The sequence below is a fragment of the Mesorhizobium sp. M7A.F.Ca.US.011.01.1.1 genome, from assembly GCF_003998295.1.
Taxonomy (GTDB): Bacteria; Pseudomonadota; Alphaproteobacteria; order Rhizobiales; family Rhizobiaceae; genus Mesorhizobium.
Genome location: NZ_RZRT01000002.1, coordinates 89038 through 102799 on the forward strand (window position 1 = coordinate 89038; position 13762 = coordinate 102799).

Here is a 13762-nt window from a genome sequence, read left to right on the forward strand (position 1 = left end):
ATCAGATCTCCATGCCCAGCATCGAGGCTACGGTATGCACGTCCTTGTCGCCCCGGCCGGACAGGTTGACGATGACGATCTGGTCCTTGTCCATGGCAGGCACGATCTTCACCGCATGCGCGATGGCATGCGCCGATTCCAGCGCCGGGATGATGCCTTCGACGCGCGTCGTCAGCTTGAAGGCCTCCAGCGCCTCGTCATCGAGGATCGGCACGTATTCGACGCGGCCTGAATCGCGCAGCCAGGAATGCTCCGGCCCGACGCCGGGGTAGTCGAGGCCGGCCGAGATCGAATGGCCGTCCATGATCTGGCCGTCGGCGTTCTGCAAGAGGTATGTGCGGTTGCCATGCAGCACGCCCGGCGCGCCGGCATTCATCGAGGCGCAATGCTCGATGCCGTCGAGGCCGCGTCCGCCGGCCTCGATGCCGATGATGCGAACCTCTTTGTCGTCGAGGAAGGGATGGAACAGGCCGATGGCGTTCGAGCCACCGCCGACAGCGGCGATGATGGTGTCCGGCAACCGGCCTTCCTGCTCGAGGATCTGTGCCCGCGCCTCGATGCCGATCACCGACTGGAAGTCGCGCACCAACTCCGGATAGGGGTGCGGGCCGGCGGCGGTGCCGATCAGGTAATAGGTGTCCTCGACATTGGTCACCCAGTCGCGCAACGCCTCGTTCATGGCGTCCTTCAGCGTGCCGTGACCAGCGGTCACCGGCCGCACTTCGGCGCCCAGCAGCTTCATGCGGAAGACATTGGGGCTTTGCCGGGCGACGTCGGTGGCGCCCATATAGACGACGCAGGGAAAGCCGAAGCGGGCCGCGACCGTGGCCGAGGCCACGCCATGCTGGCCGGCACCGGTCTCGGCGATGATGCGCTTCTTGCCCATGCGCTTGGCCAGCAGGATCTGGCCGAGGCAATTGTTGATCTTGTGCGAACCGGTGTGGTTCAGATCTTCGCGCTTGAAATAGACCTTTGCGCCGCCCCCGAGGCCCTTCGCCGAGGAAACCTCACGAAGATGCCTGGTCAGCCCCTCGGCGAAATAAAGCTTCGACGGCCGTCCGGCATAGTGGGTCGACAGGTCAGTCAGCTCGGCCCTGAAATCCGCATCGTTCTTGACCTCGTTCCAGTGCCGCTCCAGATCGAGGATCAGCGGCATCAGCGTTTCGGCAACGAAACGACCGCCGAAAATGCCGAACATGCCCTGTTCATCGGGCCCAGTGCGGAAGGAATTGGGTGTCGCCGGCTTGTTCATCGCCGATCTCCTGGCATCTTGACTTATGAAGCATGTCCCTGTCGGAAAACCGGTTCCCACTTTTCCGGGACATGCTCTGGTTTAAGGCAATACTAGGCTGCGCGGGTGTTCCGCGCGGCCCTGACGGCCCGGAAAAACTGTTCGATCAGCGCCGGATCCTTGATGCCCGGCGCGCTTTCCACGCCTGAGGAAATGTCTATTCCGGGCGGGTCGGCAAGCCGAAGGGCATCGCCGATATTGGCGGCGTTGAGCCCACCGGAAAGCATGTAATCGACGCTGCCGTCAAGGCCGGCTAGGATGTGCCAGTCGAAGGCCACGCCATTGCCGCCCGGCAGTTCGGAGCCTTTCGGCGGCTTGGCGTCGAACAGGAACCGATCGGCTATGCCGATGAACGGCTTTAACCGTTCGAGATCGGCGGCCTCGCTGAGCGGCAGCGCCTTCATCACCGGCAGGCCATAGCGGGCTTTGACCTCGGCGACGCGCTCGGGCGTTTCCGCACCATGCAGCTGCAGCATGTCAGGCTGCATTTTGGCAACGATTTCATCAAGGAAGGCGTCGCTGGTATCTACGGTGACGGCAACCGCCATCGCCTTGCCGCGCGCAGTCTCGCGCAGACGGCCAGCCTCGGCAGGTTCGACATAGCGTGGGCTTTTGGCGAAGAAGATAAACCCGACATGGCTGGCGCCGCCGGCCAGCGCCGCGGCCATTGCCACGTCGGTCTTCAAGCCGCAGATCTTGATGTCGAGTGCCATGGCGCGGGAATTGGCATGAAAAGCGATAAAAGTCGAGAAAAAGCATGCTGTTTGCCGGCACGGCCAAAGGCGCTACCTATGGATGGACAGGATGCAAGGCGGGAGCACGATCATGACCGACAGGACAATTGCCGAACTCAGGCAGAAGATAGCGCAGGCGCGCGAGGTCATCGCGCACCTGATCGACAAGGCTGCCTTCAATGGCGCCGAAGCGCACCGGGCGCTCGACTATTTCGGCGGCGATGAGTTCGACGGCAATTTCCTGCCGTGGCCGCATCATGGCGATGAGGGGCTGCGGCCTGAGGATTTGAACGCCGCCAACGACGACTGAGCGATCTACTCGAACATGATCGCCTGCAGCGCACCGCCATTGCGCTTCAGCCAGTCCTTGCAGCGATCGGTGTCGGGGCAGAGCTTTTCGCACAATTTCCAAAATTTCGGACCGTGGTTCATCTCCTTGAGATGCGCCACTTCATGCGCCACAAGGTAGTTGATGACCGGCGACGGCGCCATCATGATGCGCCAGGAGAAGGACAGATTGCCTTCGGAGGTGCAGGAGCCCCAGCGGCTCGACGTGTCCTTGAAGCGGACGGCCTTGGCGCGTTTGCCCAACGCCTGGGTGTGCTTGAGCACCAGCTTCTCGATGTCCTTCTTGGCCTCGCGCTTGAGGAAGTCGGCGATGCGGCGCGGTAGGTGTATGCGATCGCCGTGCACGATCAGCAGCGGGCCGCGCTCATCGCTCGACACCGTCACGGTCCCGCGCTTTGATGGCTCATGGACGATGCGGTGCGCCACGCCACGCACCGGGATCCTGATGCCGGGCCGCACCTGCGGCCGCGTCGGCACCTTGGCCAGTCGCTGCTCCAGCCAGTCCTGGTGCCGCTCGAGGAACCTGTCCACCTCGCCGCGGCGCAGGCCTGGCGGCACGGTGATGCGCAGACCCTGGCCGCCTGAATCGATGCGCAGCGTCATTCGGCGCGCCCTGGCGCTCTCGACGATCTTGAGCGGCAGCGTGCGGCCGGCGACGCAATATTCGCGTTCCACGACAGGCGTGGGCTTGGGCTTTGTCAGATTGCGCAAGAAGCCGAGAGTCATGGCGGGACGATACGCGATTCGAGAAAAACGACTAGAACAAAAAAGAAACGGCGCCGCTCGCGCGACGCCGTCGTCATACCTTGGCCTGTCCTACAGCGCCGCGCGTCCTCTGGGACGCGCAAAGGACGCTGTAGCACTTTAAGTTGGCGCATGACCCTTTCCGAAAACCGGTTCCGGTTTCGGGGTTATGCGTCGGGCCTCAGTCGTCAAGCAGGTTCGAACCCTTGCCACGCTTGGTGGTCGTTGTCCCAGTGCCCGGATCGGTCTTCGTCGGAGCCGTCGACTTGTTGCGGTTGGCCATGAACCGGTCGAACTCGTCCTGATCCTTGGCGCGGCGCAATTCGCGGGCATACTCGTCGAACTGGGTCAGCATCTCGTCGAGCTTGCGACGCTCTTCGTTCAGGCGCTCCAGTTCCTTTTCGCGCCAGTCGTCGAAAGCGACGTTGCCGGTGCGGGCGGAGCCATTGCCCCAGCGCGCGGCCTTGTCGGAACCGCGGCGGCATCCGGCGAAGATGCCGTCGGTCGCGCGGTTGACGTCACGCTTGAAGCCATCGAGGCGGTCGCCCCAGATGATGTAGGCGAGCATGGCGAAGCCGAGTGGCCAGAACACCATGAAACCCACAACCATCAACGCGATGGTTGCCGGCGTCCAGGCCGGACGGATCAATGCGGATGTGTTCATTTTCTCCCATTCCTTCGGTTGGAGACAGCCAAACCCGGCTGCGTGGAATCGAAATGGGAAGAGAAAAACGGCGATTCAAGACAATATCCGCCAAATCCGGACAAGCATCTGAAATGATTATCGCTTTTTGATCATATCGAGGGAAAGCACGACCAGCCCGGCAATCAGGCCCCAGAATGCGGCGCCAACGCCGAACAGCGTCAGGCCCGACGCGGTGACGACAAAGGTGACGGTGGCGGCCATGCGATCCGCCTCTTCCTTCAGCGCGATAGACAGCGCGTTGGCGAGCGACGCCATCAGCGCCAGGCCTGCCACCAGCACGATCAGGCTCTGCGGCAGCACCGCGAAGATCGCCACCAGCGAGGCGCCGAAAATAGCAAAGATGAGATAGGCGAGCGCATAAAACGGCCCGGTCTTCCAGCGCTCGGCGGGATCGGGGTGGACGTCCGGTCCGGTGCAGATCGCCGCCGAGATCGCCGCCAGATTGGTCGTCGAGCCGCCGAACGGCGCCGAGAGCAGCGAAAACAGGCCGGTGACGCCGATCAGCGGGCCGGGCTCCGGGTGATAGCCGGCGGCGCGCAGCACGGCGAGGCCGGACAGGTTTTGCGACGCCATGGTGACGAGGTAGAGCGGCAGTGCCAGGCCGATCACCGCCTTGGTGGTGAAGTCAGGCGCAATCAGCGTCAGCGTCGACAGTTCCGGTGTCGGCAGGCCGCCGACACGGCCGGTGAGGAAAGCGGCGAGGCCACCGCCGATCAGAACCGCCAGCACCGATAGCGCCGGGTTGAACAGCCTGATGACGAAGAAGGCGGCGATCAGCGGCAGGATCAGCCACGGGTCGATCGGAATGGTCTTCACCGCATTGAGCGCGAAGGTGACGACGATACCGGCCAACATGCCCGAGGCTACGGAGGGCGGTATCCTCGAGATCAGCTTGGTCAGGGGCCGAAACAGCCCTGTGGCGATCAGAAGGACGCCGGTGACGATGAAGCCGGCGACGGCCTCGCTCATCGAAAAGCCGCTCGATGCCGCGATCAGCGCCAGGCCCGGCGTCGACCAGGCGGTGATGACAGGCATTTTCGTGCGCCATGACAGCCACAGGCTCTCGATCGCCATAGCCAGGCAGATCGTCGTCACCCAGCTTGCCGTCTCGATCTGCGTCGCACCGACTGCGGTGGCGGCGGCGATGACGATGGCCAGCGTGCCGCCGAAGCCGACGATCGCCGCGACGAAGGCGGATATCGGGATGGATACGCGCATCAGTTTCCCCTCTGCGCCATCGCATCGACGGCCCGCACCAGCATGTCGAGATCTTGGGGTTGCGACAAGCGATGGTCGCCGTCGAGGATCAGTGACAGTGTCACGTCGTCGGCGGGCAGCAAGCTGACCAGCTTCAGTGCGTGGCTTGCAGGCACGTCCGCATCGGCCAGGCCCTGCAGGATGTGCACAGGGCAATGGGTGTCGATCGGGCCTGTCATAACCCGGTTATCGCGCCCGTCCTCGATCAGCGCGCGGGTGTAGATGTAGGGTTCCGTGGAATAGTCCGACGGCTCTTCGAAGAAACCCTTTTTGGCGAGATCGCGCTTCTGCGCCTTGGTCAGCACCGGTTCGACCAGGTCGGCGGTGAAATCCGGGGCCGGCGCCAGCAGCACCATGCCGGCGACGTTGCTATCGCCTGCCTTGCGCAATTCCTGCACCATGCGCAGCGCGATCCAGGCGCCCATCGAGGAGCCGACCAGGATCTGGCTGCCCCGGGTGAAATGCCTGAACACGGCAAGGCTTTGTGCAAGCCATGTCGAAATCGTGCCGTCGGCAAAGGCGCCGCCGGATTCGCCATGGCCGGAATAGTCGTGGCGCAGGAAGGCGCGGCCCTCGCTTGCCGCCCAGTCCGACAGCGTCTGAGCTTTCGTGCCCAGCATGTCCGACTTGTAGCCGCCGAGCCAGACGATGCCTGGCGCAGAGCCAGCAGTATGGCGCACCGCGATGCGCGATCCATCTACATCCAGAAAGATTGGGGGCGTGGCAGTCATGGCTTTTCCTCAACGCGGGTCTTGTGACACAGCCGGTGGCGTGGCGAAAAGTGCTCACTATGTTCTTTGTTTGGTGCAGGGCAGCGATCAGGGTGATTTTCTGTCAATGCTGTGCTATTGACTCCGCCCGCGCGCTCACCACATTGCGCGTCCACGCATCAAGACTGACGAACCTGAACGAAACGGCCAAGGAGACCACGACCATTCGCAGACCTTTCAAAGCAGCGGCGCCGACCAAGGATGGCCCGCGCTCCAACCGTGACATCCGGGTTCCCCGGGTCCAGCTTATCGACGCCGATGGCCAGAACCGCGGCGATATTTCCATCAACGATGCGTTGCTGCTCGCCGAAGAGGCTGGGCTCGATCTCGTCGAGATATCGCCCAATGCGGTGCCCCCCGTCGTCAAGATCCTCGATCTCGGCAAGTTGAAATACGCCAACCAGAAGAAGGCGGCCGAGGCGCGCAAGAACCAGAAGGTCATCGAGATCAAGGAGATCAAGATGCGCCCGAACATCGACAGCCATGACTACGAGACCAAGATGAAGGCGGTTCGCCGCTTCTTCGAGGAAGGCGACAAGGTCAAGCTGACGCTGCGCTTCCGTGGCCGCGAGATGGCGCATATGGAACTCGGCATGCAGCTTCTGAACAAGGTCCGCGAGGAAGTGGCGACGATTGCCAAGGTCGAAGCGGAACCGAAGCTCGAAGGCCGCCAGATGATGATGGTGCTGTCGCCGCGCTAGAGCGATCCCCGTCAAAAGCAAAGGCCGCTTCGGCGGCCTTTTGTTTTGTTTTGCCTCCGCCATGATTTCTCCGCAACTTGCTTCGACAAGGATTCTGGTTGCCGGTCCTCGCGGCGAAAGGATTCTCCCATGACCGCTGCGGCACGTTCTACGAGTGAAATGGGTCGCTATCAGCGGCGCCGGCGCGTCCTGCTGGCGCTGCTAATCGGCGCTTTTTGCGCTTTGCTGATCTTCGGCGGCTCCCCGCACGATGAACTAACCCACGAACGCATAGAGGCGCACGGGATCGCCCTGATACTGATCGGGATCGGCGGCCGGCTCTGGTCGATCCTCTATATCGGCGGCCGCAAGTCGGCCGAAGTGGTTGCAACCGGCCCATATTCGGTGATGCGCAACCCGCTGTATTTTTTCTCCACCGTAGCGGCCGTCGGCATCGGCACCCAGACCGGCAGCGCGATCGTCGCGGTAGCGTCGGCGGTTTTGTGCGCGGCCGCGTTCCACATCGTCACGCTGCGCGAGGAACGGCATTTGACGACCGTGCTCGGGGCGCCGTACAAGGACTACGTTGCACGGGTGCCGCGTTTTTTTCCCAATCCCCGGCTTTATCGCGATCAGGCCGAGGTCACCTTCACACCGCGCATCTTCAATCACACGCTGCGCGACGGCTTGATGTTTCTGGTTTCCATACCGTTTTTCGAACTCATCGAGTCCGGACAGGAAAGCGGTGTAATTCCCGTCCTCTTCTGGCTGTATTGAGCTGCGGTAGGCAGTCAAAAGAGGCGACATGCATTAAATCCGCCTGAATTATCCTGCAAGCCGTCCCAACGATCGGCGGGGCCCTGTTTTCTTGGCCAGAAGCTGCGATCGCCGGCAATTTTTTCGACGATCGGATTCCGCCATGGTCAATGAAATCAAGTCTGCGCCTGTCGAGGCACACGGGCTGGGCAACTACCAGCATATGCGCCGGATAGTGCTTGCCGTTCTCGTGGTCGTGCTGTTCGCAGCATTGCTATTTGGTCAATCGACGTTTCCGCCTGAAACCTGGGTGCATGAGTCGATCGAAATGTTCGGCGTGCTGCTGATTTTCCTCGGCATCGTCGGGCGCCTTTGGGCGACGCTCTACATAGGCGGGCGCAAATCTTCCGAGGTGGTGACCGGCGGGCCTTACTCGATCACCCGCAACCCACTCTATGTGTTCTCGACCGTGGCCGCGGCCGGCGTCGGCGCCCAGATCGGCTCGTTCTCCGGCATCATCCTCTTTGCGCTGCTGTGCGCGGGTGCCTTCCACATCGTCATCCTGCGCGAAGAGAAGTTCCTCAAGGAAGCGCTCGGCGCGCCGTACCAGGCCTATCTGGAGAAGGTGCCGCGCTTCTTCCCGAAGCTGTCGCTCTACCAGGAGGGCGATACGGGCAGCTTCAAGCCCCGCCTGCTGCTGACCACGCTGCTCGACGGCCTGGTCTTCCTCGTCGCCCTGCCGGCCTTCGAGCTGATAGACGGAGCCCAGCTGTCAGGTATGTTGCCGGTCTGGTTCACGCTGCCCTGACCAAGGACACGGCGCCGCATCTCCACAGGTGTTGCGCGCGGGCCGTCTTTGACGTATAGCACCGCCGTTCAAGAAAACCGCCCGGCAGGGCATGCCGTGGCGGTTTCATTTGCTTTTCGGGCTTTGGTCGGCCCGAAGCGAACAAGAAGCGCGATAGTGCGCCAACAATACGGAGTAGCAAAATGCCCAAGATGAAGACCAAATCGGCCGCCAAGAAGCGGTTCAAGATCACAGGTACGGGTAAAGTCCTGTCGGCTGCGGCCGGCAAGCGTCACGGCATGATCAAGCGTTCCAACAAGTTCATTCGAAATGCCCGCGGCACGATGGTTCTGGCTGAACCGGATGGCAAGAAGGTCATCAAGAATTTTCTGCCGAACGGTCTCTAGGGAATGATGCCAAAAAGTTGCAGACTTTTTGGAAAACATCATTCGCCAAAATAAGATCATTCGGTCCGGACGCGCATTTGTTTTACGCAATTCCGAACGGAAAACCGCAAGGCACTTTTCCTCGAATTGCTTTTAAGGAGATCATGACATGGCACGCGTAAAAAGAGGCGTCACCTCGCACGCCAAGCACAAGAAGGTCCTGAAAGCCGCGAAAGGCTTCTACGGCCGCCGTAAGAACACCATCCGCATCGCCAAGCAGGCGGTGGAAAAGTCGATGCAGTATGCGTATCGCGACCGCAAGAATCGCAAGCGCTCGTTCCGCGCGCTGTGGATCCAGCGCATCAACGCCGCGACGCACGAGCATGGCCTGACCTATGGCCGCTTCATCGACGGCCTCAACAAGTCGGGCATCGAGATCGATCGCAAGATCCTGTCGGACATGGCCATCCATGAGCCGCAGGCTTTCGCAGCCCTGGTCGCCAAGGCCAAGGTGGCGCTCGAATATCTGAAGAACACCACGCCGAACGCTTTTGAAAGCGCTGTCGCCTAAGACCAGCGCTTCCCAAGCATTCGCAATTCTGATTTGGGGAACCCGCGCTGGCACGGCTGGCGCGGGTTTTTCTTTTGCCTGAACTTTCAACTTAAAAGTGACTTTCACTTTGAGCTGATTTCCAACGTAGCGAGTTTGACCGTGAACGACGCAACCACTGGCCTGGATACGCTTGAAAACTCACTTCTGGCCGAAATCGCCTCGGCCGCCGATGAGCCGGCCATCGAGGCCGTGCGCATCGCTGCCTTCGGCAAGAAGGGCGCCGTGTCCGAGATGCTGAAGACCCTTGGCGCCATGACCGCCGAGGAGCGTCAGGTCAAAGGCCCCGCAATCAACGGGCTCAAGAACCGCGTCACAGATGCGCTGACTGCGCGCAAGGCCGAGTTGAAAGATGTGGCGATCACCGCACGCCTCGCCGCCGAAAGGGTCGACGTGACGCTGCCGGTGCGGCAGTCGCCGGCCGAGCGCGGCCGTATCCACCCGATCAGCCAGGTCATCGACGAGATTGCGGCGATCTTCGGCGACCTCGGTTTCTCCATCGCCGAAGGTCCCGATATCGAGACCGATTACTACAATTTCACCGCGCTGAATTTCCCAGAAGGCCATCCGGCGCGCGAGATGCACGACACCTTTTTCTTCCAGCCGGACGAGAAGGGCGAGCGCAAGCTTTTGCGCACGCACACTTCGCCGGTGCAGATCCGCACCATGGAGACGAAGAAGCCGCCGATCCGCATCGTCATTCCGGGCAAGACTTACCGCCAGGATTCGGACGCCACTCACTCGCCGATGTTCCATCAGGTCGAGGGGCTGGTGATCGACAAGACGGCCAACGTCGCCAACATGAAGTGGGTGCTGGAGGAGTTCTGCAAGGCCTTCTTCGAGGTGCCGCAGGTCAAGATGCGCTTCCGGCCGTCCTTCTTCCCGTTCACCGAGCCGAGCCTCGAGGTCGACATCCAGTGCGACCGCTCGCGGCCGGGCGAAGTGCGCTTCGGCGAAGGCTCCGACTGGATGGAGATCCTCGGCTGCGGCATGGTCCATCCCAACGTGCTGCGCCATGGCGGGCTCGATCCGGACGAATATCAGGGCTTTGCCTGGGGTATGGGCATCGACCGCATCGCCATGCTGAAATACGGCATGCCGGACCTGCGCGCCTTCTTCGATGCCGACGTGCGCTGGCTGTCGCATTACGGCTTCAGGCCGCTCGACATGCCGACGTTGTTCGGAGGCCTGAGCGCATGACAGCGCCCTTCGCCGGCGGCTGCCGCTGCGGCGCCGTGCGGTTCGAGGCATCAGTCGAACCGCATCACGTCAGCTATTGCCATTGCGGCGATTGCCGGCGGGCCAGCGGCGCGCCGGTGTCGGCCTTTGTCGGCTTCCTGGCCGGTCAGGTCGCGTTCACCGGCAAGGCGCTGAAGATGTACGAGAACGGCCCGGTGACGCGCTCGTTCTGCGGCACTTGCGGCTCGCCCATCGCCTATGTCGACGAGCGGCTGGAAGACGACATCTATTTCATGCTCGGCGCCATGGACATGCCAGCCGATTTTGAACCCACGCTGCATGCCTATGTCGGCGAGCAACTGCCCTACCTGCATATGTCCGACGACCTGCCGAGACATCTGAAATCAAGCGTCAAAAGACCAGACGGAACAGTCCCATGAAATTCACCCTCTCCTGGCTCAAGGATCATCTCGAGACCGACGCCACGCTCGACGAGATCGTCGAGCGGCTCACCTCGATCGGCCTTGAAGTCGAGCATGTCGACGACAAGTCGAGCTTGAAGCCCTTCGTCATCGCCAGGGTGCTGACGGCGGTTCAGCATCCCGATGCCGACCGGCTGCGCGTGCTGACCGTCGACACCGGCGACGGCAAGCCACCGGTGCAGGTCGTCTGCGGCGCGCCAAACGCCCGCGCTGGCCTGATCGGCGCCTTTGCCGCGCCCGGCACCTATGTGCCCGGCATCGACGTGACGCTGGCGGTCGGCAAGATCAGGGGGGTCGAAAGCCACGGCATGATGTGTTCCGAGCGCGAGTTGGAACTGTCAGACGAACACAACGGCATCATCGACCTGCCCGAGGATGCGCCGGTCGGCACCAGCTTCGCCGCTTATGCGCATATCGACGATCCGGTCATCGAGGTCAATTTGACGCCGAACCGGCCGGATGCCACCAGCGTCTACGGCATCGCCAGGGATCTGGCGGCGAGCGGGCTTGGCCGCCTCGTCGGCGGCGCCATCATGCCGCATGTTGGCAACGGCATGTGTCCGGTCAAGGTAACGATCGAAGCGCCGGAGCTTTGCCCCGGCTTCGCGCTCAACCTGGTCAAGGGCGTCAAGAATGGGCCGTCGCCAAAATGGCTGCAGCAGCGGCTGATCGCCATTGGTCTGAGACCGATCAGCGCGCTGGTCGACATCACCAATTACGTCACCTTCGACCGCGGTCGCCCGCTGCATGTGTTCGACGCCAGCAAGGTTGCCGGCAATCTCGTCGTGCGTCGTGCGCGCGATGGTGAAAAGGTGCAGGCGCTCGATGGCCGCGAATACACGCTGACGCCGGAAATGTGTGTCATCGCTGATGACAATGGCGTCGAGTCCATCGCCGGCATCATGGGCGGCGAGCATTCGGGCTGCGACGAGAACACGACCGACGTGCTGATCGAATCGGCCCTTTGGGATCCGATCACCACGGCGCGCACCGGCCGCACGCTCGGCATCATCACCGACGCGCGCTACCGCTTCGAGCGCGGCGTGGACCCCGAATTCATGGTTCCCGGCGTCGAGTTGGCAACGAAACTGGTGCTCGATTTCTGCGGCGGCACGCCGACCGAAATGGAAGTCGTCGGTTATGCCGGCTATCAGCCGAAGATCGTTTCCTTCCCGCTTTCGGAAGTGAAGAGGCTGACCGGCATCGAGGTTCCCAGGGCGGAAAGCCTCGACATCCTGTCGCGCCTCGGCTTCAAGCCGGAGGGATCGGGCGATGTCGTCGATGTCGCCGTGCCGTCCTGGCGCCCCGACGTCGATGGCAAGGCAGACCTGGTCGAGGAAGTCATGCGCATCCACGGCGTCGACAACATCGCGCCGCAGCCGCTCGGTGCGCATGACGCGGTCAACGCAAGGATCCTCACCACGCTGCAGGTCCGCACCCGCACGGCCAAGCGCGCTCTTGCCGTACGCGGCATGATGGAGGCCGTCACCTGGTCGTTCATTCCGGCCAAACACGCCGAACTGTTCGGCGGTGGCCAGAGCGCGCTGAAGCTTGCCAACCCGATCGCCGCCGATATGTCCGACATGCGGCCGTCGCTGCTGCCCGGGCTGATCGCCGCTGCACAGCGCAATGCCGACAAAGGTATTGGCGACGTGGCGCTGTTCGAAGTGTCGGGCACCTATGAGGGCGACGGCGCCGACCAACAGCGGCGCGTCGCCGCCGGTGTGCGTCGCGGCACCGCCAAGCTCGACGGCTCCGGCCGCAACTGGGCCGGCAATTCCGGCCCGGTCGGCGTGTTCGACGCCAAGGCCGACGCGATCGCCGCGCTCGAAGCCTGCGGTGCGCCGGTCGAGCGGCTGCAGATCGAGGCCGGCGGTCCAGCCTGGTACCATCCCGGCCGTTCCGGCACCATCAAGCTCGGCCCGAAAACCGTGCTCGGCACCTTTGGCGAATTCCACCCGAAGACGCTGGAGGGGCTCGATGTTTCCGGGCCGCTGTGCGGCTTCGAGGTGTTCGTCGATGCGGTGCCCGAACCGAAGGCCAAGCCGACGAAAACCAAGCCGAAACTGGAACTGTCCCCCTTCCAGGCGGTCAAGCGCGACTTCGCTTTCGTCGTTGACAAGTCGGTCGAGGCCGGCACGCTGGTCCGCGCAGCCCTTGCCGCCGACAAGAAGCTGATCACCGCGGTTTCGGTCTTCGACATCTTCGAAGGCGCTTCGCTGGGCGAGGGCAAGAAGTCTATTGCAATCGAAGTGTCGATCCAGCCGGTTGAAAAGACACTGACCGACGAGGATTTCGAGGCACTGGCCAAGCGTATCGTCGAGAATGTCGGCAAGCAGACGGGTGGCGTTCTGCGCGGCTAAGACTTGCGAGCAGATGGCGAATCGCCCTCCAAAGGGCGATGGACCATCTGCGGTATTCCGGACTTCCTTTCGAAGAACAGCGCGCGGCGTTTCTCGCCATCGTGCCTGCCGACCCGCTGGTCCGCGACGCGCTGGCGCTGGCTCGCACGCTCGACCTGCCGGACTGGCTGGTGGTGTCCGGCGCGCTCTACAACAGTGTCTGGAACCACCTGACCGGCAAACCGTCGGGCTACGGCATCAGGGATGTTGATCTTTTCTACTTCGATGACAGCGACCTGTCCTACGAAGCCGAGGACGCGGTCATCCGCCGTGCGGCGGCGCATTTCGAAGGACTGCCGCTGCCGGTCGAGGTGCGCAACCAGGCGCGGGTGCATCTGTGGTATCCGCAGAAATTCGGGCAACCGTGCCCGCGCTATTTCAGCTCCAGCGAATCCGTCAGCTATTTCGCGTCGAAGACCCACGCGGTCGGTGTCCGATACGACGCGGATGGGCAGCTCGATCTGGTTGCACCATTCGGGCTCGACGACATTTTCTCGTTTCGCATCGTGCCGAACCGGGTGATGGACAACCAGCGAACGCATGAGGTGAAGGGTGCGCGGGCGAAGGAGCACTGGCCGGAGATTTCAGTGGTGGCTTGGTAGGAATGCCGGAATGTCGGCGCGAGGCACC

16 protein-coding genes are annotated in these 13762 nt (G+C 62.5%); 10 read left to right on the forward strand and 6 right to left on the reverse strand.

Annotated elements, in window-relative coordinates; translation table 11 throughout:
• Position 1 precedes the first annotated feature (1 nt).
• Both trpB and EOA13_RS03005 read right to left on the reverse strand, forming a co-directional pair.
• Positions 2-1252 (reverse strand): tryptophan synthase subunit beta, encoded by a 1251-nt coding sequence (trpB, locus tag EOA13_RS03000; RefSeq protein ID WP_127289584.1) that lies wholly within the window; start codon positions 1250-1252, stop codon positions 2-4.
• A 92-nt stretch (positions 1253-1344) separates the two neighbouring features.
• Positions 1345-2004: a phosphoribosylanthranilate isomerase gene (locus EOA13_RS03005; protein ID WP_127289586.1), complete on the reverse strand. Its 660-nt coding sequence runs from the start codon at positions 2002-2004 to the stop codon at positions 1345-1347.
• A gap of 112 nt (positions 2005-2116) precedes the next feature.
• Between EOA13_RS03005 and EOA13_RS03010 the strand changes: the two genes are divergently transcribed.
• Positions 2117-2335, forward strand: coding sequence for a hypothetical protein (locus tag EOA13_RS03010; RefSeq protein WP_127289588.1), 219 nt, complete (start codon positions 2117-2119; stop codon positions 2333-2335).
• 5 nt (positions 2336-2340) lie between these two features.
• Here EOA13_RS03010 and EOA13_RS03015 read toward each other — a convergent pair whose 3' ends face one another.
• The 4 genes from EOA13_RS03015 to EOA13_RS03030 form a co-directional block, all read right to left on the reverse strand.
• Entirely contained in the window at positions 2341-3099 is a 759-nt protein-coding gene (locus EOA13_RS03015) for a M48 family metallopeptidase (RefSeq protein WP_127289590.1), read from the reverse strand.
• Positions 3100-3298: 199 nt separating this feature from the next.
• On the reverse strand, positions 3299-3781 hold the full coding sequence (locus EOA13_RS03020; protein WP_013528315.1) for a DUF2852 domain-containing protein: 483 nt from the start codon (positions 3779-3781) through the stop codon (positions 3299-3301).
• A 117-nt stretch (positions 3782-3898) separates the two neighbouring features.
• Positions 3899-5041 (reverse strand): benzoate/H(+) symporter BenE family transporter, encoded by a 1143-nt coding sequence (locus EOA13_RS03025; protein ID WP_127289592.1) that lies wholly within the window; start codon positions 5039-5041, stop codon positions 3899-3901.
• Positions 5041-5811, reverse strand: a complete 771-nt coding sequence (locus tag EOA13_RS03030; RefSeq protein ID WP_127289594.1) for an alpha/beta hydrolase — start codon at positions 5809-5811, stop codon at positions 5041-5043. The genes EOA13_RS03025 and EOA13_RS03030 overlap by 1 nt, the downstream gene beginning before the upstream one ends.
• Before the next feature lie 203 nt (positions 5812-6014).
• Here EOA13_RS03030 and infC point away from each other — a divergent pair, with 203 nt between their 5' ends.
• The 9 genes from infC (at position 6015) to EOA13_RS03075 (ending at position 13734) form a co-directional block, all read left to right on the forward strand.
• Positions 6015-6551: a translation initiation factor IF-3 gene (gene infC, locus EOA13_RS03035; RefSeq protein ID WP_023810608.1), complete on the forward strand. Its 537-nt coding sequence runs from the start codon at positions 6015-6017 to the stop codon at positions 6549-6551.
• A 129-nt stretch (positions 6552-6680) separates the two neighbouring features.
• A complete protein-coding gene (locus tag EOA13_RS03040; protein WP_023810607.1) occupies positions 6681-7307 on the forward strand; it encodes an isoprenylcysteine carboxylmethyltransferase family protein in 627 nt (208 codons plus the stop codon).
• Positions 7308-7449: 142 nt separating this feature from the next.
• On the forward strand, positions 7450-8094 hold the full coding sequence (locus EOA13_RS03045) for an isoprenylcysteine carboxylmethyltransferase family protein (RefSeq protein WP_127289596.1): 645 nt from the start codon (positions 7450-7452) through the stop codon (positions 8092-8094).
• Positions 8095-8276: 182 nt separating this feature from the next.
• Positions 8277-8480 carry a 50S ribosomal protein L35 gene (gene rpmI, locus EOA13_RS03050; protein WP_006201248.1) on the forward strand — a complete coding sequence of 68 codons (204 nt, stop codon included), beginning with the start codon at positions 8277-8279 and terminating at the stop codon, positions 8478-8480.
• Positions 8481-8628: 148 nt separating this feature from the next.
• Positions 8629-9030, forward strand: coding sequence for a 50S ribosomal protein L20 (rplT, locus tag EOA13_RS03055; protein WP_023672281.1), 402 nt, complete (start codon positions 8629-8631; stop codon positions 9028-9030).
• Positions 9031-9171: 141 nt separating this feature from the next.
• The gene (gene pheS, locus EOA13_RS03060) at positions 9172-10269 is read left to right on the forward strand and encodes a phenylalanine--tRNA ligase subunit alpha (RefSeq protein WP_127289598.1); all 1098 of its coding nucleotides are present in this window, start codon (positions 9172-9174) and stop codon (positions 10267-10269) included.
• Positions 10266-10688, forward strand: coding sequence for a GFA family protein (locus EOA13_RS03065; protein WP_127289600.1), 423 nt, complete (start codon positions 10266-10268; stop codon positions 10686-10688). Before pheS ends, EOA13_RS03065 begins: the two co-directional genes overlap by 4 nt.
• Positions 10685-13093, forward strand: a complete 2409-nt coding sequence (pheT, locus tag EOA13_RS03070) for a phenylalanine--tRNA ligase subunit beta (protein WP_127289602.1) — start codon at positions 10685-10687, stop codon at positions 13091-13093. The genes EOA13_RS03065 and pheT overlap by 4 nt, the downstream gene beginning before the upstream one ends.
• A 38-nt stretch (positions 13094-13131) precedes the next feature.
• Complete coding sequence (locus tag EOA13_RS03075) at positions 13132-13734, forward strand: nucleotidyltransferase family protein (RefSeq protein ID WP_127289604.1); 603 nt, start codon at positions 13132-13134, stop codon at positions 13732-13734.
• Positions 13735-13762: the final 28 nt, after the last annotated feature.

Excerpts from the sequence above, each read along its gene's own strand:
- EOA13_RS03045 (WP_127289596.1), top strand. The coding sequence starts at position 7,450 with ATGGTCAATGAAATCAAGTCTGCGCCTGTCGAGGCACACGGGCTGGGC.
- EOA13_RS03065 (WP_127289600.1), top strand. The coding sequence starts at position 10,266 with ATGACAGCGCCCTTCGCCGGCGGCTGCCGCTGCGGCGCCGTGCGGTTC.
- EOA13_RS03075 (WP_127289604.1), top strand. The coding sequence starts at position 13,132 with ATGGACCATCTGCGGTATTCCGGACTTCCTTTCGAAGAACAGCGCGCG.
- EOA13_RS03015 (WP_127289590.1), bottom strand. The coding sequence starts at position 3,099 with ATGACTCTCGGCTTCTTGCGCAATCTGACAAAGCCCAAGCCCACGCCT.
- pheT (WP_127289602.1), top strand. The coding sequence starts at position 10,685 with ATGAAATTCACCCTCTCCTGGCTCAAGGATCATCTCGAGACCGACGCC.
- rplT (WP_023672281.1), top strand. The coding sequence starts at position 8,629 with ATGGCACGCGTAAAAAGAGGCGTCACCTCGCACGCCAAGCACAAGAAG.
- EOA13_RS03025 (WP_127289592.1), bottom strand. The coding sequence starts at position 5,041 with ATGCGCGTATCCATCCCGATATCCGCCTTCGTCGCGGCGATCGTCGGC.
- rpmI (WP_006201248.1), top strand. The coding sequence starts at position 8,277 with ATGCCCAAGATGAAGACCAAATCGGCCGCCAAGAAGCGGTTCAAGATC.
- EOA13_RS03010 (WP_127289588.1), top strand. The coding sequence starts at position 2,117 with ATGACCGACAGGACAATTGCCGAACTCAGGCAGAAGATAGCGCAGGCG.
- EOA13_RS03030 (WP_127289594.1), bottom strand. The coding sequence starts at position 5,811 with ATGACTGCCACGCCCCCAATCTTTCTGGATGTAGATGGATCGCGCATC.
- EOA13_RS03005 (WP_127289586.1), bottom strand. The coding sequence starts at position 2,004 with ATGGCACTCGACATCAAGATCTGCGGCTTGAAGACCGACGTGGCAATG.
- EOA13_RS03040 (WP_023810607.1), top strand. The coding sequence starts at position 6,681 with ATGACCGCTGCGGCACGTTCTACGAGTGAAATGGGTCGCTATCAGCGG.
- trpB (WP_127289584.1), bottom strand. The coding sequence starts at position 1,252 with ATGAACAAGCCGGCGACACCCAATTCCTTCCGCACTGGGCCCGATGAA.
- EOA13_RS03020 (WP_013528315.1), bottom strand. The coding sequence starts at position 3,781 with ATGAACACATCCGCATTGATCCGTCCGGCCTGGACGCCGGCAACCATC.